A 19,030-nucleotide genomic window follows, 5' to 3' on the forward strand; every position below is an offset into this window, starting at 1 on the left:
TTAATTACTCATAAAAATGCTCACAAAAGTGGGCATTTTTTATATCAATTATTATGGGAGGCGGTATGATAAATGAATGAATAAAAAACTAAAAATTGGGGATATTGTGGAAAATACTAAAAAATTTGCGGTTTTAATTGATGCTGATAATTCATCTGTGAACTCAATTTCGTCGGTATTGGAGGAAGTGGCAAAATACGGGATTGCCAGTGTAAAGCGTGTTTATGGAGATTGGAGCAGTGATTCTCTAAAAAAATGGAGAGAAGTCTTATTGCCGCATGCGATTACACCTGTACAGCAATTTGCATATACCAGCGGTAAAGATGCTACAGATATGATTTTGATCATCGATGCGATGGATTTATTATATGGTGGTGCATTGGATGGCTTTTGTATTGTGTCTAGTGATAGTGATTTTACCCCTTTGGCTTCAAGAATAAGGGAAAGTGGTTTAGTTGTTTATGGTTTTGGGCGTAAGAAAACACCTGAGCCATTTAAAAAAGCCTGTGATAAATTTATTTCGATTGAAAACTTGATTGCTGAAGAGAAAGAAGAAGAAAAACAAAGTACTGAAACTAAAAATAATGAAGATACCAAAAAACCTTCTCCAATCGATAAAGAAGAAACGAAAGCACCCATTGATAAAGCCACTTTAAATTTGATTTATAAGGCGGTAAAAGACAACTCAGATGACAACGGTTGGGCTAATTTAGGTTCTATTGGTACCTATTTAAGTACAGTAAAGCCAGATTTTGATACACGTAATTATGGTTTTTCCAAATTATCAGGTTTGATTCAAAGTTTAGATTTATTTGAAACGCAAGTACGCAGGGGGAATTATATGTTTCTTAAAAAGCGAAAAAAACAGAGCTAAATTCAATGTGGAAAAAACTTCGAATTGCAATTTTATTGATCATTCTGCTTATTGTAGGAATGAATGCTTGGCGAGATATGAATCAAGATTGGACAAAACCGATTGTGGTTTTACTCCATCCGATCAATGCAGATGGACAAGTCTCCACGTCTCATTATATACAGCAAATTTCTGTCGATGATTTACAAGAGATGACGCATTATTTGGCGCAGCAATCTCAACTTTTCCGTGGTCAAGCGCTATCTTTTCATTTTCAGCTTGGGCGTGAATTAAATACTCTGCCGCCAAAGTTTACTGAATCTTCAAGTATATTGAATACGATAATATGGAGTCTAAAGTTCAGGTTCTATGCATGGAACCAACATCAAGCAGCAGATGGAACGCCATCTGTGACCTTGTATTTGAATTATTATGATCCAAAGTTACAGAAAGTTTTAAAGCACTCAACTGCCTTAGAACGTGGGCGTATTGGCTCAGTCAACTTATTTGCCTCACCAAAGCAAAGTGCAAGTAATCAAGTTGTCTTAGTACATGAGTTATTACATACCTTTGGTGCTCAAGATAAATATGATTTATCGACAGGGCAGCCTCTTTATCCAACAGGTTATGCAAATCCTGAGCAACAACCACTTTACCCGCAACAGCGTGCAGAAATTATGGGCGGCTATATTCCACTTTCCCAAAGCAAAAGTAAAACCCCTGAACATTTAGAAGATACCATGATCAGTCGCTTAACCGCACAAGAAATGGGATGGATAAAATAGTATCTAGGGAATGCTATTATTTTGTTGATTTCGTATAAAGGCAATATTTTATATGCTTTAGATGCAGATTTTATACAGACAAGATGCTGAATTAGATCAACAATCAAATCAATGAATAACAAACAAGAGAAGAATATGCGTACAGTCGGAAATGATTTAGTTCGTCACCAACTCCATGAAAACCGCAAATGGTATCTTTTACTTGGGGCATTGTTGGTCATCTTTGGATTGGTCTTATTGGCTTCATTGGGTATGGCAACACTTACAGTTGTCGTACTGTTTGGTGCGTTGATGATGATTGGTGGGGTTTTGCATCTTATCGCAGCATTTAAAATTTTTGATGGCGGGTTCCGCTGGCTTTGGGCATTGTTTGGTGTGCTGTATCTGATTGCTGGATATTATGCATTTAAGTCACCCGTGACTACCGCAGTGGTGCTTACCAATCTTCTGGCAATTGCTTTATTGATTGGTGGTTTTATTCGTATTTTTAATGCTTTTATGCTCAAGCCAATGTCTGGATGGGGATGGACATTATTTTCAGGTTTATTAACTTTGGCAACTGGGGCAATTATTCTGGCTTCACCAGATGCTCCTTTTTGGGTACTTGGATTATTCTTAGGCGTAGATATTTTATTTCAAGGAGTGAATTACCTGACTTTTGCCGCAGCAATTAAGCAGATTCCTCCTGCAAGTCACTAATTTAATCTTTGCTTCTAAAATTGATCAATAATAAAAAAACGCCTGATGTGTTACTTCGGGCGTTTTTATTTTGCCGTTTCAATTGATGAAATTTGATCTTTTCAGGTACTTAATTTAAAAAACGAATGTTTACAACTTATTCAGGCGCAACACGATATTGACTAGAAATAGCAATGCGATTCCATGTGTTAATCACAATGCCAATCCATTCAATTGCAGTAATTTCAGCACTGGATAAATGTTGCGCTGCCTGCTCATAAGCTTGATCAGGAAAATGATGCTGGGCAAGCAATGTGATTTCTTCAATTAAAATTAACGCTGCACGTTCTTTTTGATTAAAGTATTCGCTTTCACGCCAAGCACTGATCAGGGCGATACGATCAGTCGTCTCACCTGCTTTAACTGCATCTTGGGTATGCATGCGCACACAAAAAGCACATTGGTTGATTTGAGAAGCGCGTAATTTCAATAAATGTGAAAAACCTATATCTAGCCCAGCTTGTTGAACTTTTTGCATAGATAAGTTTTCAAGTTCGATGACCGTTTTATAGAGTTCAGGGGCAGTTTTACCGAGATTTATACGTTGCATAATGATTATTTCTTGAGTGTTAATTTTTTCACTTTACAGTTTATTCGCTATAAAAAAATCGTTATGTTATTTTTTGAATATCACCAAAATAAATTTTCTCATGACTAAAGTTTTTGTTCTTGCTCCAGACTCATTTAAAGAAAGTATGACGGCTGAACAAGCCTGTTTTGCAATGCAACGCGGCATTGAAAAAGTCATTGCTAATGCGCAGTTTATTCATGTACCTATGGCTGATGGTGGTGAGGGAACCGTTGATGCTTTAGTCGCTGCTCGGGATGGTCGTAAAGTACATTTTGAAGTCACAGGTCCTTTGATCGGTCAAAATGTTCAAAGCTATTTAGGTTTAATTGATGATGGCAAAACAGCCGTTATTGAAATGGCGATGGCGAATGGTATTCACTTGATCGAAAAATCCCAACGTAATCCTTTAGTGACAACAACGATGGGTACAGGTGAAATGATCAAAGCAGCATTAGGGTTGGGTGTGTCTAAAATCATTATCGGTTTAGGGGGCAGTGTCACCAACGATGCAGGTGCAGGAATGGCACAGGCATTGGGAGCAAAATTTTTAGATAAAAATATGCACATTGTGAATGTTGGTGGTGGGCAACTGGAGCAAATTGAGAGCATTGATATTTCGCAATTGGACCATCGTCTAAAGCAGACCGAGATTATCATTGCCAGTGATGTGACTAATCCTTTGTGTGGAGCGTTTGGCGCTTCTTATGTGTTTGCCCCACAAAAAGGAGCAACACCAGAGATGGTTGAAAAACTTGATCAAAATTTAAAATATTTTGCGGAGTTGGTAAAACATCAATTAAATGTCGATGTTGCCGATGTACAGGGGGCGGGTGCAGCAGGTGGTTTAGGTTTTGGTCTGATGGTATTTACAGGTGCGAAAATACGTTCAGGCGTTGAGCTTGTGATTGAAGAAACTCAACTCGCTGAAAAAGTTGCGAAAGCTGATTATGTTTTGACTGGAGAAGGTGGTATGGATTTTCAGACCAAGTTCGGTAAAACCCCTTTTGGAGTGGCGCAAGTTGCTAAAAAGTTGAATAAACCAGTGATCGCTTTTGCTGGGTACGTGGGGCAAGGAATTGAGGAGTTATACACTGAGGGTTTCACTGCAATTTTTGCAATAGTTGATGGTGCTTGTGACTTACAAACAGCATTGAAGCAAGGTGAGAAAAATTTACAACGTTGTTGTGAAAATGTGGCTCGCTTAATCAATCCATAGTGTTTCTAGATCGAGTAAATTTTGATTGTTTTTTATAGAGGTTGAATCTTTTATCTTCAATATTTCTCGATCTTCGATCTTCGATCTTCGATCCAGAGTAAAGCGTCAATTCACGACTTGATCATGAGCTTAAACTACATAATTTCATGATAGCTCTGCTAAACTAACGACCATCCATAAAGTGATGAGTGAAAATGAGTTTAGCCAACCTGATTGATGAATTAAACCCTCAACAAAAACAAGCTGCTACGACTAAAAACAAGCATAGTCTAGTGCTTGCAGGGGCAGGTTGTGGCAAAACAAAAACCATTGTCGCTCGTGCTGCATATCTCATAGATCAAGGTATTCCTGCCAATCAAATTCAGATTTTGACCTTTACTCGTCGTTCTGCCAGTGAAATTGTAGCAAGAGTAGAGTTGGCATTGGGTGATCAGGCGAGAGGATTACGCGCTTCGACATTCCACACCTTTTGCATGTATCTACTGCGCCGTGCACCGAAAGCATTTGGTCTGGACCAGTTTTCAATCATTGATCGTGATGATCAATTGATGTTATTTCGTTTGATTCGGGGCAAGGATGATAAAAAGAACCCGAATGCTTTACCCAAGCCACAACAACTTTGTGATTTATATTCTTTTGCTCGCAATACCCGTCAAAAACTCAGCTTAGCTTTAGAAAAACAGTTGCCTGAGTTTTTAGAATATAAAGATCAAATTGCTGAAATTATGAAAGAGTACGAAAGCCGTAAACGCACTCGTAGCTTTCTCGATTACGATGATATTCTGGCTGTTGTTGCATCGGCTTTGGCGCAATCGGAGGGATTGGTTGAGTATGTGGCAAGCCTATGTCAATACATGCTAGTTGATGAAATGCAGGATACTAATCCTTTGCAATGGGCGATTTTAGAACCGTTGAAAGAAAAAACCTCATTGTTTTGTGTCGGTGATGATGCACAATCTATTTATGGTTTTCGTGGTGCAGATTTTGAAAACATTCATCATTTCAAAGATCGAGTACCAAACGCAGAGATTTTCAAATTAGAAAAAAATTATCGATCTACTCAAGAGATTTTAGACCTCTCCAATTGGCTATTGGAACAAAGCCCGATTCATTATGATAAAAAACTAGAAGCTTACCGCGGCGATGGTCTTAAACCACGTATGCATGTTTTCCCAAACGAGTTTGATGAAGCAAAGTGGATTGCAATCGACATTAAAGAACGTCATTTGTTGGAAGGCTCGGCATGGAATGATCATATGGTCTTGGTGCGTTCAGCTTTTGCTGCCAGACATATCGAAGCTGCATTTATTCAAGCCAATGTTCCATACCGGTTTATTGGTGGGATGAAATTACTTGAAACGGCACATGTCAAAGACTTATTGAGTTTATTGCGTGTGATTGCCAATCCGCTTGATGATATTGCTTGGATGCGTTTCTTAACCCTTTGGAATGGTGTAGGTGATGTCGGTGCAAGTAAGCTTGCTCAACAGCTGTTACTTGATCCTGATATTGAAAAAATTACGGAGAAACTTGAGAAATTTGGGCGTATTCCAGATCATACTTTGTTGATCATGAAACAAATGAGTGTATTGAAAACTGAGGTTGAGGCTTGTGTGAAGCTTGGTATAGAAGCAATTCTCAATCAGTTAGAAGAGAATTATGCTAAGAAGGATTGGCATAAACGCGTGGGTGATTTTGATCTGGTTAAACAGCTTGCCTCAAAACATAGCCAATTAAGTGAGTTTTTAGAAGAGTATGTGCTTGACCCTGTTTCAATTAGTGAGATCGAACGTCAGTCGCAAGATGATGTGGTAACACTGATTACGATTCATTCTGCAAAGGGCACTGAACAAAAAGTGTGTTATGTTGCCAATGTATCCGCAGGACAATATCCGCATGCACGCGCACAAGGTGATTTTGATGAAGTTGAGGAAGAACGCAGAGTTCTTTATGTGGCACTCACCCGTGCACAGAACGAATTGATTTTAACCAAGCAAAATTTAAACTTTTGGGCGCATCGTCAGACGGATGAACAAGGCAGAGAAATTGAAAGTTATTTCTTCAATGATTTAACTCGAAATTTATGTACAACAGAAACCCATTACAGACAACGAGAACAAACGGTTAGAAGTGCTTTAATCGAGCGACAAGCGATTAATTTAGATTTTGGCATTGATCTGGATTAAACTATAGCAATCGTTTTTCATTCAAAAAGTAGGTAGGCGAGTGCTTTTTGATGTTTTTTGCCTCGTTTATATTTAAGGTTGTAAGATGAAAATTTTAGTTCGCAGTTTAGAACGCACTGTAACAGAAGCTGAATTATTAGAGTTGTTCCAACAATTTGGCACAGTGAAGTCTTGTACATTGGTGCTGGATGCAACCACAGGCAAATCAAAAGGTTTTGCTTTTGTTGAAATGCCACATGGCAGAGAAGCTGTAAAAGCGATCAAGGGTTTGAATACTTTGCGTTTACATGGTCATGGGATTCGTGTCAAAGCTGCTGAAGAAAAACCAGAAGCTTAAATCAAAAGGGAGCAGGGAATGCTCCTTTTTATTGCAAATACGATTTATAAAAAAATATAAGATAATGATTTAAATGTATTTTATTGCTGGATTTTTTCTATTCATTTTATTGACATTCGACATGGATAAAATTTATTGTGATTTTTGTGAAATAAAGATTAAGCTAAGTAAAGTATGTTGACACTTCACAGATACCTGCGACAGTGGACATTTTTTCATGCCTTGTTTATGTAGTTTTAACTGATAACACAGTGCATGGTTGAAATATCAACAGGTGTTATATAGTAAATGCCAAAATCTTAGGGAACATCCATGTCACGTGTAGCTCGCTTTCATGCAGACCGTACCAATCAAAAACTTTATTTTGCTCGTCTTTCATGTATGCAGGCAGAGCAGACAGAAAATGTTCAGCAAGCCCAAGCTCAACGTGAAGCAGCGGTATTTCATCTGCATGGCGCGGTTTTGGCTTTTTTACAGGAACTGGTTCGTTATTATCGCTTAAATGATTTATCTCCTACTCTGAAGTCGATTGAAGAGAACATGGCAGCAAAAGGGCAAGTATCACCTGAAGTTTTGGTGATGCAAAAATTGGCAAAGGAAGGATTTATTGCTGAGCTTAAAAGAGCATATCGACTTTGCCAATATGCACCTGAGCCGAGTGCACCAGAACCTGAAGATGAGACATCTTCTAATTTAATTATTAAAGTGACACAAACACCACAAGCATGGTTGCCAGATACCAGAATTTTAAGAGAATGGCATCGTGATTTATCACAGCTTATTGATGGTTTTCGTAATGAAATGGTTGAATTCTGATCTTTTTGATCAGATTCACTTGAAATTTTGTTTTAAATGACTATATAAAATATCTACAAGATGCAAAGTGCATTCAGTGCTTTGCCCCATGTTGAGCATGGAGGATTTATGTCTATCGAACAGTTAAAAGAGTTATTTGGGAATCAAGAAGCTATTTTGGAGTTAGTACAACTCGAAGGTGGTGAATTGGCATTGCGTAATGCAGGATCTGAAAAGGATCCATTGGTCACGATCCAATTTAATGAAGAAGTGAAAGCGTTATTGGGTGATCAAACACCAGCAATAGCTCAACAAATGATTCAAGCTGCATTATTCGCTTTACTTGAAAAGCAGGCGGATGAATGGCATGCGGAAGTTGTTGATGTGCAGCCGAAATATATGAGCTAGTACAGCTAAGGTTTGGTTTTCTAAAATAAATAAAAAACGCACTTTAAAGTGCGTTTTCTTTGTGACTTGTTTTAAATGAGCTGAAAGCTCAATTCAAATTCAATGCGTTGGTTCATGATGGTGTGCAATTTGAATTTGATTCAAAATATGATTGCTCATATTTTTCGCCATTTCTTCTTTTGCATAATAGACTTCACCAACATTGTCTTTGCGAATAACTTCTGCCTCTTCTTTATTTTCAGCACAAACCAAAACTTGAATTTCTGGATTTAGTAATTTTGCTGTGTCGACAATTTTATGAATATCGACAATATCCATCGGTGAAATAACCAATAGTCTTGCATGCTGAATATGCGCTTGAATAAGGACACTGGGTTCAGTGGCACGACCTGAAACCGCAGCAATACCTTTTTCACGTAAGTTTTCTACGATTTCACGATTTTCTTCTGCGATCACGACTTTAATACCATCTTCCATAAGTGTTTTGGTGATACGACGACCGACTTCACCATGACCGACAATCACCACTTGGTCACGCAAGTAAGCTTGATCGACTTCATCAGGAAGCATTGCCAAAGGATCACCACTACGTTCAAGCAAGCGTGCTAAATGTGAACGTTCACGAATCCAGTTCTGTACAGGCTCAATGGCTGAGAACAGGAATGAGTTTAAGGTAATCGAGAATAATGCACCTGCCAAAATTAAGTTTTGTGCTTCTGGACTGAGTAAACCAAGTGAGAGACCGAGTGTGGCAAGGATAAATGAGAATTCCCCAATTTGTGCCAAACTTGCACCAACAGTCAATGCAGTATTGATTGGGTAGCGAAAGAATAAAACCAACGCCATTGCTGCGAGTGTTTTACCAATCATGATGATGGCAATCACGGCTAAAATATGTAAAGGTTGTTCAATAATAATGCGTGGATCAAACAACATTCCCACAGAAACGAAGAAGAGGATTGAGAAAATTTCTCTTAATGGTAAGGTTTCTTCTTCTGCACGATGACTAAAATCAGACTCTTTTACCACCATCCCCGCAAAGAATGCGCCTAATGCCATAGAGACGCCAAAGATCGCGTAAGAGCCATAAGCAATTGAAACTGCTGCTGCAACCACTGTTAAGGTAAAAAGCTCTCTAGAACCCAAACGAGCGACATATTGCATGATCATTGGAACAAGTCGTTTCCCAATAATGAGCATAAAGGCAATAAAGCCAGTGACTTTGAGTAGCGTGATGCCTAAGGTCATCCAAATGTTTTGATCTGACTCATGCCCTGCGATGGGATGTCCTCCCAAAAGTACTGCGGTTGCAGGAAGCAGAACCAAAACCAGTACCATGACCAGATCTTCGACCAATAACCAGCCAACTGCAATTTTACCATTGATCGAATCGAGTAAACCTTTATCACCCAAAGCCTTCAATAAAACCACGGTACTAGCACAAGATAAACTTAAACCAAAGACCAGTGCAGATCCAAAACTCCATCCCCAAAACATGGAAACAGCTATTCCCAACAAGGTTGCAACTGCGATTTGTAAAATTGCACCAGGTAAAGCAATTCTTCGAACTTGCATTAAATCATTGAGGGAAAAATGCATGCCTACACCAAACATCAAAAACATCACGCCTAATTCAGCAAGCTGATTGGCAAGTGTGATGTCTGCGACCACACCGGGTGTATTAGGACTAATAATAATCCCTGCAATAAGATAACCAATCAAAGGAGGAAGGCGTAAACGTGCAGCGATATAGCCAAAAATGAGGGCTATACCAAAGCCAACTGCAAGCAAAATAATCAGATCTACGTCATGAGGCACTAAATACTCCTTAATTTTTAGGAGAAATCATTCAAAAAATCATTTCTAAAAGGGTATGGCTCTAGTTGAAACCATATAAAATGCACGAATAGTGCCAAATTTGATGAAGATTTTAACAAGTTGAAGAAAAAAAAGGCAAAAAAAACGACCCAAATGGATCGTATTTTTTAAGAAAACTAAAATTATTTAATTTTAGCTTCTTTGAAGATAACGTGTTGACGGATTTTTGGATCAAATTTTTTGATTTCCATTTTTTCCGGCATAGTACGTTTGTTCTTAGTAGTGGTATAGAAATAACCTGTACCAGCAGTAGAAACTAGGCGAATTTTATCACGCATGGTTCAGACTCCTTAGATCTTTTGACCTTGAGCACGTAGGTCAGCAACAACCTTTTCAATGCCCAATTTGTCGATAATACGCATACCTTTAGTGGTTAAACGAAGACGTACAAAACGTTTTTCGCTTTCTAACCAGAAACGGTGGTGATGCAGGTTCGGCTCGAACCGGCGTTTAGTTTTGTTGTTGGCGTGTGAGACGTTGTTACCAACGACTGGACGCTTGCCGGTAACTTGGCAAACCTTAGACATGGTGTAACTCCATTGATTTAGCCAACAGCAAATCTGTATGGCCAGTCAAAATAAAACGGATTGAATTCATTCAAGGGGCGTTTTATACCAAAATTCCGCTTAAAAGACAAGCGGAATTCGTCAAAACGCAATCTGATCTATTGTGATAGATCATGCCTTGATCAGTTAGCGTAAGAAAGTTTTCTCTAAAATTTTATTTAGGGGTTTATCGTAAGGCGCTAAGATGAATTTTAAGCTGAATAGCTTAGGAATAGACATCACTGAACGCTCATGTGATAAACCAAAGAAACCTTCTGGGCCATGATATTTGCCCATACCCGAAGCACCTACACCACCAAATGGTAGATCGTCTTGTGCAACATGGGTTAGAACGGCATTTTGACCGAAATGTCCTGAGTGAGTACGTTGGGAAACATATTCAGCACGAGCATTGTCAAAGTCGAAATAGTATAAAGCAAGTGGACGAGGTCTGCCATTAATAAAGTCAATCACATCGTCGATTTGATCATATTCCATGATTGGAAGGACTGGACCAAAAATTTCATTCTTCATAATGTCCATAGTCGGTAAGACACCTGTTAAGAATGTTGGGGCAATTTTTCGTACAGCGGTTAAATCCTCATGATTAGGATTAATCTCAGTGAATTGAGCGCCTTGTTGACGCGCATCTTCTAAATACCCTTGAATACGATTGTACTGTTTGTCATTGATGATGCTGGTGTAATCCTGATTGTCTCGCAAGGTTGGGTACATTGCTGTAGCGATTTCTTTAAATGAATCAATGAACTCAGCAGTTTTACCTTTAGGCAGGAACATATAGTCAGGTGCAACACAGGTTTGACCTGCATTCCAAAGCTTACCAAATGCAATTCGTTCAGCCACCAATTTTAAGTCGCTAGACGGATGTACAATTACTGGTGATTTACCACCCAGTTCAAGAATAACAGGCACAAGATTCTCTGCCGCTGCACTCATCACTGTTTTACCCACATTGGTAGAACCAGTAAAAATGATTTTATCGAAGGCTAAATGCGAAAAAGCATCAGAAATTTGTCCACCACCATTCACGACTGCAACCAACTCTTGTGGGAATGCTTCTGATAACGCATTTTCAAGCACATAACCAAATTGAGAAGATGAACTGGAAATCTTTAACATGGCATGATTACCAGCAGCCAAGGCGCAAATCAGCGGTCCAACTGACAGTAACAATGGGTAATTCCAAGGTGCGATAATTCCAATTACGCCTAGAGGTTGATATTGCACCCACGCTTTGCCTGGTTGGTGTAACATAGAGACATGGCGCTTAGATGGTTTCATCCATGCTGTTAAATGCTTGCTATAATATTTAATTTGCTCTAAACAGGTAAGTAGTTCACCGATTTTAGTTTCGCTGATTGAACGATTGCCGTAGTCTTGATTGATTGCATCTGCAAATTGATCTTGATATTTTACCAAAACTTTTTTCAGGCGAGCTAAACGTTCAATACGCTCTTTAGCTGTAGGAACAGGATAACGCTGATAAGCAGCTTTCTGTTGTTCAAGCAGATCGTGCATATGTTGAACTTCAGGTGAATAGGAAGTCATTGAATTTGTTTTTGTATGACTGTTCATGACAAACACCATTTACGAATAGGTTAATATAATATATTTTTTAGAGTAAATACTCTAAATAGTCAAGTCACTTTATGTTAGCTTGTGCTAACGGTTAAAAATGGTAATAGGATGTCAAGCTCCAAAACTTTGAAAACGAAAGATCGAATTTTGCAGATCAGTCTGCAACTTTTTAATGAACGCGGAGAGCGTGCTGTTACGACAAATCATATTGCTGCTGAGCTTGGGATTAGTCCTGGAAATTTGTATTATCATTTTCGAAATAAGCAAGAAATCATTAAAGAGTTGATGGAGCAATATCAAAAAGAAACATTAGATATGCTTTCATTACCCGATGACCGTAAAGTCAATGCAAATGATAAGATTCGTTATTTTCAAGTTTTGAGTAGCCAACTGTGGGAATATCGTTTCTTACATCGTGATGTTTATCACTTAATAGAAAATAATGATGATTTTAGAAAAATATATCCTCGTTTCGCTGGAAAAGTGATGCAGCAGGGACAAAAAATTTATCATGCCTTTGTTCAAGCGGGCTTGATGCAGATGACAGCATCTGAAATTGAAGCGTTGATTATCAATATTTGGATTGTACTGACCAACTGGACAAACTTCCTTTATATGTCTGGGCATTTGAGTGATTCCAATCATTTGGATGAAAAATGGATTTGGCAGGCGTTACGTCAAATGGTGTTTTTGGAAGGTCCGTATTTGCGTGGTGAAAGCCGTGAAACCTATGAGCGCTTGTTGGAAAGTTTTGGTTCTTCAGAATTATTTGCAAGTTTATCGGCAGTAAAACACGATTGATGCCGAATCAAGATTGAAAGCTGCTAAAAAAGCGTTAGAATACTCGGCTGTTTTAAACTAATTTATAAGTGATATCCTTCAACATGAACATGACTACTGCCAACACAGCACGTCTACTGATTACTTGTGAAGACAAGCCAGGAATCGTGCAAGCTGTATCGAGCTTTTTGTATCATCAGGGCGCAAATATTACCGCGCTTGATCAATACGCAACTGAAGCTCAGGGCGGACGTTATTTCATGCGTGTTGAATTTGAACTTGACCATTTGCAATCTCGTCGTGAAAGTCTGATCCAAACTTTTGCAAGTAATGTTGCTGAACGCTATAGCATGCATTGGCGTTTAAGCTTGGTGAGCGATATTAAAAAAGTAGGTATCTTGGTCTCTAAAGTCGACCATGCTTTACTTGAGTTACTTTGGCGTCATTCACGTGGCGGTTTACATTGTGAAATCACACAAGTGGTTTCAAATCATGAAGATTTGCGTGAGTCAGTAGAGAACTTTGGTATTCCTTTCCATGTGGTTCCAGTCAATAAAGAAAATAAGCGTGAAGCGTATGCGCAAATTGATGAACTCATGCAAAGCAATGACTTGTTGGTGCTTGCACGCTATATGCAGATTCTTGATGAAGAGTTTGTACAAAAATGGGAAATGAAGGTGATTAATATTCATCATTCATTCTTACCTGCATTTGTCGGCGCTAATCCTTATAAGCAAGCCTATGAAAAGGGTGTGAAGTTGATTGGTGCAACAGCCCATTATGTCACAGCTGATTTGGACCAAGGACCAATTATTGAGCAAGATGTAGAACGTGTAAATCACGATTTTACTGTTGAGCAATTACGTGAATTAGGTCAGGATGTTGAGCGTAATGTTTTGGCAAGAGCAGTCAAATGGCATCTTGAAGATCGTATTATTGTCGATGGCAATAAGACTGTAGTATTTCAATAATATGTGAATATTGGTTAAATTTTTATGATGAAAAAGGGATGCTTTAAGCATCCCTTTTTATTTTTTTATTTGTAAAAATGATAAAAAACGCAAAAAAAGCTGTTGCAAATGAAAACACTTCTCATTTATCATTGTTGCACTTTAATTGTTCTATCCGATGAGCTTAATCTGTAAATTAATTATTTTACAGTTTACTCAATTTTAGGTATTTAGATTCTTATGAGTCAGTCTTCCTCTGCACCACTTCAAACGCCTCCACCGATGAAGAAAAAAGTCCTTGCTGCAGTCTTAGCAGTTATTGTTGGGCATGTAGGTGTATTGTGGGGAATCAGTAATATGAAGGCTTTTGAATTACCTCAAATCAATAAAGAACCTTTAAAAATCAAATTTTTAAAGCTCAAAGAAGATGCTCCACCACCGCCTCCACCTCCTGTTGAACAGATCAAGCCTAAAGTTAAACCCAAGCCGGTAGAGAAGAAAATCGAACCGAAACCGGTGGTTAAACCGAAAATCATTGAACAGAAAAAACCTGTTGTAAATGACGATCGTGCAAGAAAGCTTGAAGAGCAGAAACGTTTAGATGATCAAAAACGTTTAGAAGATCAGAAGCGTATGGATGAGCAAAAACGTCTAGATGAGCAAAAGCGTTTAGAAGATCAAAAACGTTTGGATCAACAGAAGCGTGAACAAGAGGAACGTGACCGTCAGCGTCGTGAGCAAGAACAAAGAAATACGCCACGTAATGTAAGTGATGGACAAGTGTCTTGGAATCGCAGTCCTCGAATTGCAAAAGACCAGTTACTTAAACTGATGTCACCTGAAGATGGTACAAAGGTTGTAAATCTTGAAATTACCGCAGATGCGAATGGAAATATTACCAATGTACGTGTGATCCAATCGAGTGGTAACTCAAGTTTAGACAGTTACGTTGTTAAACAGACACAATCTGCAAAATTTAAAGCCTACAAAGAAAATGGCACTGGTGTACCATTTAAAATTAGGCAGGATTTTGCGTTGTCAGTCTCTAAAAAATGATTTTTTTTAAGAATTAGGAAATGTGCATATGAACTTTTCAGTTTATTGGCAACATGCTGATGCGGTCAGTAAAACACTGTATTTCGTGTTATTGGCAATGTCTATTGCAACGTGGACTGTGTTCATTTTGCGTATTTTGGGCACGCGTCAACTCAAGCAGGTTGCTCAAGACCATCTCGCTCAAGCGTTGAGTGCATTAAAGGCAAAACTTGCACCACTTGGATTTGATCAACGTAAAGCTGTTGCAGAACAAGCCTTATTGCGTCAGATTTCAGTAGAGAAAGCCAATGCTGAAAAGGGTGTTTCTGTATTAGGTACGATTGCTTCACTGGCACCATTTGTGGGTTTATTTGGTACAGTATGGGGAATTTTCCATGCATTGGTTGCTGTCGGTAAAAGCGGTCAAGCAGGTTTAGCGCAAGTTGCAACACCTGTTGGTGAGGCGTTGATCATGACAGGGCTTGGTCTTGCAGTCGCAATTCCTGCTGTATTGGCGTATAACATCTGTGTACGTTTCAATCGCACTTTGTCAAATGAATTACAAGATCAAGCACATGGTTTATTGATTGATACGATGTTGCAGCAAGAATCTTCAACAAAAAAAGTTGAAGCTGAAGCAACAAATAAAGGTTTAGTTGGAGGTCAAGCTTAATGGCTTTTCAATTGGGAGAAGACAACGATTCTGGCATGAATGAGATGAATCTTATTCCGCTGATCGATATTATGTTGGTATTGATGATCATCTTCTTGGTGACAGCAACCGTTGCTAACCCATCGATACCGTTAACTTTGCCGAAAACTACCGCTGAAGTGAATGCTCCACCTCCTGAAGCCATTACGATTAGTATTAATCAGCAAGGCGAAGTGGCTTGGAATGATCAAATCATTACTTTAGATGAATTATCAAAACGATTTGATGAAGCAGGACAAAAAGCTGTTAAACCAGCTGTTCAGCTAAGAGCCGATAAAGAGTCGCGATATGATACTGTTGCACAAGTGATGTCACGTGCAAGTGAGGCAGGATTAAATGATCTTGCGTTTATGAGTGATAATTAATAAATAACAAGAAAATGAAAATATTTTTTAAAACCTCCCAGATGGGAGGTTTTTTATATGGACTTTAAACGCTTTAAATTTTAAAAAGACTTAATCTTTGAGTAAGTCTTGGAATTGGCTATGTAATTTGAGCAGTTTAGGAGGAATGGCAAAATTACAGTATCCCTGTGCAGGGTTTCGAGCAAAGAAGTTTTGATGATATTCTTCCGCAGGATGGAAGATTGGGGCTGGACTGAGTTCAGTGACAATATTTAGCCCATCTGCTTTGAGTTGCTCAATAAAGCTTTCAGACTCGACCTTTTGCTGTTCATTGAAATAATAAATGACAGAACGGTACTGTGTGCCAATATCATTGCCTTGACGGTTTAATGTGGTTGGATCATGTATTGCAAAAAATACAGTGAGCAATTGTTGATAGTTGATCTGTTGTTCATCGAAATCAATCAAAATCACTTCAGCATGATTGGTATCTCCATTGCAAATCGCCTCATAGGTAGGATTGGTTGTATGCCCACCAGCATAACCACTTACCACCTTTTGAACACCTTTAAGCTGTAAAAAAACGGCTTCTGTACACCAAAAACAGCCACCACCGAATAAAGCTTGTTGCATTGAGAAATCCTTTTATTATTGAATAGGAAAAAATATGATCTAAATGATCATAGCGTGAATGATGTGATAGTGTCATATCACTATTTCAGAATAGATAGTATTACAACCTGATTAAGTTGATCAGTCAGTGGAAATTGTAGCTAGATTTAACATCAAAAAAATATAAATAAATTGTCAAAGCTTATTGTATTCGTGTGAGTAACAGACATTTGAAAAAATGCGCTCATAAAAAATTGATTTTATACCAACGAGGTTGTTAAGTTTTTTGTATTCGCTTAAATGCTGGGTGGAGTAGGAGAAAAATTAAGCTTTCCTTTATGAAAATATTTCTTTCCTTCAAAGGATAAATACGATGTGTAATCGTTATCAAGCATAAGAATGACTTTTTTTTTCTGCATGTATTTTGTAGAAGAAATCAGATTCTTTATGCGTTGTAACTTTTATTATTATTCCATTGGATAAAATCGCTTTAGCAGCTTGGAGATCTGTTTTATATTTATATATATCAATACTTTCTTGATCTTCCCACCATGAAATAATAATTTCCATATTGTCAAAAGGGCTATACCAGAGAACCTCAATCGCGCCTTCATCAACCCACACAGGTAGTACAAATGACATTTTGTTCACCAATTATTTATTTTCTATACAATTAACATACGACATCTTATGTGAAATTCTTAAATTTTATTTTTTATCAAAATTTTAAACTTAAGCCATTCCAATAGGCTGAAATGGCTCTTTGGCGATTGTTCATATTCTAAAATCAATCAAGAAATAATGCTTCTCGATGATATTTGTTTCAATGAAACAATCTTTATTCGTCGTCTAATAAGTCCATTTGTTTGGCAATTTGGTAAAGATTATTTGAACGATTGCCTGTGCGACAGAACATAAGGACCGGCTTTGGAAGCTCATTAAAACGATTCGCAAACGTTCTGACATCGACTTCTGTAATTTGTCCTGCAACAACAGGTAAAAATACATAATCTAACCCAGCAGCACGTGCTGCTTCTTCGATCTGTGCGCTGGTAGGCTGTTCTGAACCACCCTCTAAATCAGGGCGGTTATTGATGACAGACTTAAACCCTTTCTCTGCAACTTGAGCAATATGTTCTGGACCTATTTGACCTGCGAAACCAACATTTTCACTCATTTCGTCACTCCTATATTATTTAAAATCAAATATGCTATATATAATAGCATTAAGCTCAGAACTGAGTTTGGACTACAAAAGATTTATAAAAGAAATATCTATAAAAGATAACGCAATGGAGTGTGTATGTACGCATATACAGTTGAACCACTGTATGTCCCGATCGGGCAAGAAGTTATAGCCGCAGATTTTTATCGTCCTAAAAACTTAAAGAAACCAGCTGTAATCATTATGGCACATGGCTTTGCTTGTCTTAGACAATTTAGACTGATTGCGTATGCACAAAAATTTGCGCAAGCTGGTTATGCAGTTGTGCTCTTTGACTATCGTTTCTGGGGAGGGAGTACTGGCTTTCCCCGTGAACTGATTTCTTTACAAAATCAGATGGAAGATTGGAAAACGGTCGTTAATTATGTGGCAACACAAAAGAAAATAAATTCTAAGAAAATGGTGTTATGGGGAACATCGCTCAGTGGTGGTTATGTATTGAGCCTTGCCAGTGAACTTAAAAATGTTCAAGGGATCATGGTACAGGTACCTTATGTAGATGGGGCAGAAACGGCAAAATCATTCCCGATTCAGCAGCTTCCTAAAGCTTTAAAAATATCCAGTCAAGATTATATGGGGGCAAAAGTTGGGATGCTTCCGCGAACCTTACCTGTCGTGCATCCCTATGACCTTTGCTTCATTCCAACCAAAGATAGCTACAACGGTTATATGTCGATTGTACATCCCGATTATTTTTGGAGTGGTGAAGTTCCCGCACGAGTTTTCTTTAATTTAATTCGTTTTAGACCAATTCAGACAGTAAGAAGTATTAATGTTCCTGTGTTATTTATTGCTTCTAAAAAAGATAGTTTTATCCCAATAGAATCCAGTCGAGAAACGGCGACGAACATAGCACCTTTTGTACAATATCATGAGTGGGATATGGCGCATTTTGATATTTATCACGGGAAATGGTTGGAAAAAGCAATTTTGACCCAATTAGACTTTTTACACCAACATATAGGAGTGAGCTAGATGATTATCGTATGTCCATCATGTGGCGCAAAAAACCGTGTTCCTGAAGACAAGCTGAATGCGCAGCCGAGTTGTGGGCAATGCCATCAAAATCTTATACCACTTGCTCCAATTGAATTAAATGAACAGAATTTTAGTAATTTTGTGAGTCACAGTGACTTACCTATCCTGATTGATTTATGGGCAGAATGGTGTGGTCCATGCAAAATGATGGCACCCCATTTTGCCCAAGTGGCGGGCAGTAATCCCAATGTGGTTTTTGCCAAAATTGATACAGAAGCCAACCCTCGTTTGAGTAGTGCATTTAATATTCGTAGCATACCAACCTTGGTTTTAATGAATAAAACCACAGAAGTTGCTAGAATTAGCGGTGCGTTACGGGCTAACCAATTACAAGAATGGTTAGATCAACAATTGAATGCCCTTAAGTAATTCACGGGCTCGGAGTTATTGTGTCAGATTCTCATGTAAAACCTGAAGGTACAC

The 19,030-nt window shown here is 38.3% G+C and carries 23 protein-coding genes; 15 read left to right on the forward strand and 8 right to left on the reverse strand.

What is annotated here, in order from left to right:
• The first annotated feature begins 76 nt into the window (after nucleotides 1-76).
• The 3 genes from TOL5_RS02565 (at nucleotide 77) to TOL5_RS02575 (ending at nucleotide 2,337) form a co-directional block, all read left to right on the forward strand.
• Nucleotides 77-874 (forward strand): NYN domain-containing protein, encoded by a 798-nt coding sequence (locus TOL5_RS02565; protein WP_121775432.1) that lies wholly within the window; start codon nucleotides 77-79, stop codon nucleotides 872-874.
• A gap of 5 nt (nucleotides 875-879) precedes the next feature.
• Nucleotides 880-1,638 carry a hypothetical protein gene (locus TOL5_RS02570; RefSeq protein ID WP_121775433.1) on the forward strand — a complete coding sequence of 253 codons (759 nt, stop codon included), beginning with the start codon at nucleotides 880-882 and terminating at the stop codon, nucleotides 1,636-1,638.
• 135 nt (nucleotides 1,639-1,773) lie between these two features.
• Nucleotides 1,774-2,337, forward strand: coding sequence for an HdeD family acid-resistance protein (locus TOL5_RS02575; RefSeq protein ID WP_004826648.1), 564 nt, complete (start codon nucleotides 1,774-1,776; stop codon nucleotides 2,335-2,337).
• A gap of 136 nt (nucleotides 2,338-2,473) precedes the next feature.
• Here the strand turns inward: TOL5_RS02575 and TOL5_RS02580 are convergent, their stop codons facing one another.
• Nucleotides 2,474-2,926, reverse strand: a complete 453-nt coding sequence (locus TOL5_RS02580; protein ID WP_005035639.1) for a carboxymuconolactone decarboxylase family protein — start codon at nucleotides 2,924-2,926, stop codon at nucleotides 2,474-2,476.
• Nucleotides 2,927-3,026: 100 nt separating this feature from the next.
• Here TOL5_RS02580 and TOL5_RS02585 point away from each other — a divergent pair, with 100 nt between their 5' ends.
• The 5 genes from TOL5_RS02585 to TOL5_RS02605 all read left to right on the forward strand — a co-directional run bounded on the left by TOL5_RS02585 (nucleotide 3,027) and on the right by TOL5_RS02605 (nucleotide 7,889).
• Nucleotides 3,027-4,163, forward strand: coding sequence for a glycerate kinase (locus TOL5_RS02585; RefSeq protein ID WP_121775434.1), 1,137 nt, complete (start codon nucleotides 3,027-3,029; stop codon nucleotides 4,161-4,163).
• 194 nt (nucleotides 4,164-4,357) lie between these two features.
• Complete coding sequence (locus TOL5_RS02590; protein ID WP_121775435.1) at nucleotides 4,358-6,349, forward strand: ATP-dependent helicase; 1,992 nt, start codon at nucleotides 4,358-4,360, stop codon at nucleotides 6,347-6,349.
• An 85-nt stretch (nucleotides 6,350-6,434) separates the two neighbouring features.
• Complete coding sequence (locus TOL5_RS02595) at nucleotides 6,435-6,686, forward strand: RNA recognition motif domain-containing protein (protein WP_004826655.1); 252 nt, start codon at nucleotides 6,435-6,437, stop codon at nucleotides 6,684-6,686.
• Nucleotides 6,687-6,998: 312 nt separating this feature from the next.
• On the forward strand, nucleotides 6,999-7,502 hold the full coding sequence (locus TOL5_RS02600) for a DUF6586 family protein (RefSeq protein WP_004826657.1): 504 nt from the start codon (nucleotides 6,999-7,001) through the stop codon (nucleotides 7,500-7,502).
• Between the two features lie 108 nt (nucleotides 7,503-7,610).
• Nucleotides 7,611-7,889 carry a hypothetical protein gene (locus tag TOL5_RS02605; protein ID WP_004826658.1) on the forward strand — a complete coding sequence of 93 codons (279 nt, stop codon included), beginning with the start codon at nucleotides 7,611-7,613 and terminating at the stop codon, nucleotides 7,887-7,889.
• A 99-nt stretch (nucleotides 7,890-7,988) separates the two neighbouring features.
• On the opposite strand, the gene TOL5_RS02610 is transcribed toward TOL5_RS02605, so the two are convergent.
• The 4 genes from TOL5_RS02610 to TOL5_RS02625 form a co-directional block, all read right to left on the reverse strand.
• Nucleotides 7,989-9,707 carry a cation:proton antiporter gene (locus tag TOL5_RS02610; protein WP_005035651.1) on the reverse strand — a complete coding sequence of 573 codons (1,719 nt, stop codon included), beginning with the start codon at nucleotides 9,705-9,707 and terminating at the stop codon, nucleotides 7,989-7,991.
• Between the two features lie 182 nt (nucleotides 9,708-9,889).
• Nucleotides 9,890-10,045 (reverse strand): 50S ribosomal protein L33, encoded by a 156-nt coding sequence (gene rpmG / locus TOL5_RS02615; protein WP_003654787.1) that lies wholly within the window; start codon nucleotides 10,043-10,045, stop codon nucleotides 9,890-9,892.
• Between the two features lie 12 nt (nucleotides 10,046-10,057).
• Nucleotides 10,058-10,294, reverse strand: coding sequence for a 50S ribosomal protein L28 (gene rpmB / locus TOL5_RS02620; protein ID WP_000048256.1), 237 nt, complete (start codon nucleotides 10,292-10,294; stop codon nucleotides 10,058-10,060).
• Nucleotides 10,295-10,459: 165 nt separating this feature from the next.
• Nucleotides 10,460-11,908 carry a coniferyl aldehyde dehydrogenase gene (locus TOL5_RS02625; protein WP_009586118.1) on the reverse strand — a complete coding sequence of 483 codons (1,449 nt, stop codon included), beginning with the start codon at nucleotides 11,906-11,908 and terminating at the stop codon, nucleotides 10,460-10,462.
• 111 nt (nucleotides 11,909-12,019) lie between these two features.
• Here TOL5_RS02625 and TOL5_RS02630 point away from each other — a divergent pair, with 111 nt between their 5' ends.
• The 5 genes from TOL5_RS02630 to TOL5_RS02650 all read left to right on the forward strand — a co-directional run bounded on the left by TOL5_RS02630 (nucleotide 12,020) and on the right by TOL5_RS02650 (nucleotide 15,753).
• On the forward strand, nucleotides 12,020-12,712 hold the full coding sequence (locus tag TOL5_RS02630) for a TetR/AcrR family transcriptional regulator (protein WP_004826666.1): 693 nt from the start codon (nucleotides 12,020-12,022) through the stop codon (nucleotides 12,710-12,712).
• 83 nt (nucleotides 12,713-12,795) lie between these two features.
• Complete coding sequence (gene purU / locus TOL5_RS02635) at nucleotides 12,796-13,662, forward strand: formyltetrahydrofolate deformylase (RefSeq protein ID WP_221260655.1); 867 nt, start codon at nucleotides 12,796-12,798, stop codon at nucleotides 13,660-13,662.
• Nucleotides 13,663-13,881: 219 nt separating this feature from the next.
• A complete protein-coding gene (locus tag TOL5_RS02640; protein WP_221260656.1) occupies nucleotides 13,882-14,697 on the forward strand; it encodes an energy transducer TonB family protein in 816 nt (271 codons plus the stop codon).
• 28 nt (nucleotides 14,698-14,725) lie between these two features.
• Nucleotides 14,726-15,349, forward strand: coding sequence for a MotA/TolQ/ExbB proton channel family protein (locus TOL5_RS02645; protein ID WP_004826672.1), 624 nt, complete (start codon nucleotides 14,726-14,728; stop codon nucleotides 15,347-15,349).
• A complete protein-coding gene (locus TOL5_RS02650; protein ID WP_004826673.1) occupies nucleotides 15,349-15,753 on the forward strand; it encodes an ExbD/TolR family protein in 405 nt (134 codons plus the stop codon). The genes TOL5_RS02645 and TOL5_RS02650 overlap by 1 nt, the downstream gene beginning before the upstream one ends.
• Nucleotides 15,754-15,843: 90 nt before the next feature.
• On the opposite strand, the gene msrA is transcribed toward TOL5_RS02650, so the two are convergent.
• The 3 genes from msrA to TOL5_RS02665 all read right to left on the reverse strand — a co-directional run bounded on the left by msrA (nucleotide 15,844) and on the right by TOL5_RS02665 (nucleotide 17,521).
• Nucleotides 15,844-16,365 carry a peptide-methionine (S)-S-oxide reductase MsrA gene (gene msrA, locus TOL5_RS02655; RefSeq protein ID WP_121775436.1) on the reverse strand — a complete coding sequence of 174 codons (522 nt, stop codon included), beginning with the start codon at nucleotides 16,363-16,365 and terminating at the stop codon, nucleotides 15,844-15,846.
• A gap of 366 nt (nucleotides 16,366-16,731) precedes the next feature.
• Entirely contained in the window at nucleotides 16,732-16,986 is a 255-nt protein-coding gene (locus TOL5_RS02660) for a hypothetical protein (RefSeq protein ID WP_227544123.1), read from the reverse strand.
• Nucleotides 16,987-17,182: 196 nt separating this feature from the next.
• Entirely contained in the window at nucleotides 17,183-17,521 is a 339-nt protein-coding gene (locus TOL5_RS02665) for a TIGR01244 family sulfur transferase (RefSeq protein ID WP_004826681.1), read from the reverse strand.
• Between the two features lie 126 nt (nucleotides 17,522-17,647).
• Between TOL5_RS02665 and TOL5_RS02670 the strand changes: the two genes are divergently transcribed.
• Nucleotides 17,648-18,544, forward strand: a complete 897-nt coding sequence (locus TOL5_RS02670) for an alpha/beta hydrolase (RefSeq protein ID WP_004826684.1) — start codon at nucleotides 17,648-17,650, stop codon at nucleotides 18,542-18,544.
• Nucleotides 18,545-18,976 carry a thioredoxin TrxC gene (gene trxC, locus TOL5_RS02675; protein WP_004826686.1) on the forward strand — a complete coding sequence of 144 codons (432 nt, stop codon included), beginning with the start codon at nucleotides 18,545-18,547 and terminating at the stop codon, nucleotides 18,974-18,976. It begins immediately after the preceding gene.
• The last annotated feature ends 54 nt before the right edge of the window (nucleotides 18,977-19,030 follow it).

It is taken from the genome of Acinetobacter sp. Tol 5 (assembly GCF_019702905.1).
Classification (GTDB): domain Bacteria; phylum Pseudomonadota; class Gammaproteobacteria; order Pseudomonadales; family Moraxellaceae; genus Acinetobacter; species Acinetobacter bereziniae.

Bases quoted from the DNA above. Each gene is read 5' to 3' on its own strand.
- TOL5_RS02565 (WP_121775432.1), top strand. From the start codon at position 77: ATGAATAAAAAACTAAAAATTGGGGATATTGTGGAAAATACTAAAAAA.
- TOL5_RS02570 (WP_121775433.1), top strand. From the start codon at position 880: ATGTGGAAAAAACTTCGAATTGCAATTTTATTGATCATTCTGCTTATT.
- TOL5_RS02575 (WP_004826648.1), top strand. From the start codon at position 1,774: ATGCGTACAGTCGGAAATGATTTAGTTCGTCACCAACTCCATGAAAAC.
- TOL5_RS02580 (WP_005035639.1), bottom strand. From the start codon at position 2,926: ATGCAACGTATAAATCTCGGTAAAACTGCCCCTGAACTCTATAAAACG.
- TOL5_RS02585 (WP_121775434.1), top strand. From the start codon at position 3,027: ATGACTAAAGTTTTTGTTCTTGCTCCAGACTCATTTAAAGAAAGTATG.
- TOL5_RS02590 (WP_121775435.1), top strand. From the start codon at position 4,358: ATGAGTTTAGCCAACCTGATTGATGAATTAAACCCTCAACAAAAACAA.
- TOL5_RS02595 (WP_004826655.1), top strand. From the start codon at position 6,435: ATGAAAATTTTAGTTCGCAGTTTAGAACGCACTGTAACAGAAGCTGAA.
- TOL5_RS02600 (WP_004826657.1), top strand. From the start codon at position 6,999: ATGTCACGTGTAGCTCGCTTTCATGCAGACCGTACCAATCAAAAACTT.
- TOL5_RS02605 (WP_004826658.1), top strand. From the start codon at position 7,611: ATGTCTATCGAACAGTTAAAAGAGTTATTTGGGAATCAAGAAGCTATT.
- rpmG (WP_003654787.1), bottom strand. From the start codon at position 10,045: ATGCGTGATAAAATTCGCCTAGTTTCTACTGCTGGTACAGGTTATTTC.
- rpmB (WP_000048256.1), bottom strand. From the start codon at position 10,294: ATGTCTAAGGTTTGCCAAGTTACCGGCAAGCGTCCAGTCGTTGGTAAC.
- TOL5_RS02625 (WP_009586118.1), bottom strand. From the start codon at position 11,908: ATGAACAGTCATACAAAAACAAATTCAATGACTTCCTATTCACCTGAA.
- TOL5_RS02630 (WP_004826666.1), top strand. From the start codon at position 12,020: ATGTCAAGCTCCAAAACTTTGAAAACGAAAGATCGAATTTTGCAGATC.
- purU (WP_221260655.1), top strand. From the start codon at position 12,796: ATGAACATGACTACTGCCAACACAGCACGTCTACTGATTACTTGTGAA.
- TOL5_RS02640 (WP_221260656.1), top strand. From the start codon at position 13,882: ATGAGTCAGTCTTCCTCTGCACCACTTCAAACGCCTCCACCGATGAAG.
- TOL5_RS02645 (WP_004826672.1), top strand. From the start codon at position 14,726: ATGAACTTTTCAGTTTATTGGCAACATGCTGATGCGGTCAGTAAAACA.
- TOL5_RS02650 (WP_004826673.1), top strand. From the start codon at position 15,349: ATGGCTTTTCAATTGGGAGAAGACAACGATTCTGGCATGAATGAGATG.
- msrA (WP_121775436.1), bottom strand. From the start codon at position 16,365: ATGCAACAAGCTTTATTCGGTGGTGGCTGTTTTTGGTGTACAGAAGCC.
- TOL5_RS02660 (WP_227544123.1), bottom strand. From the start codon at position 16,986: ATGTCATTTGTACTACCTGTGTGGGTTGATGAAGGCGCGATTGAGGTT.
- TOL5_RS02665 (WP_004826681.1), bottom strand. From the start codon at position 17,521: ATGAGTGAAAATGTTGGTTTCGCAGGTCAAATAGGTCCAGAACATATT.
- TOL5_RS02670 (WP_004826684.1), top strand. From the start codon at position 17,648: ATGTACGCATATACAGTTGAACCACTGTATGTCCCGATCGGGCAAGAA.
- trxC (WP_004826686.1), top strand. From the start codon at position 18,545: ATGATTATCGTATGTCCATCATGTGGCGCAAAAAACCGTGTTCCTGAA.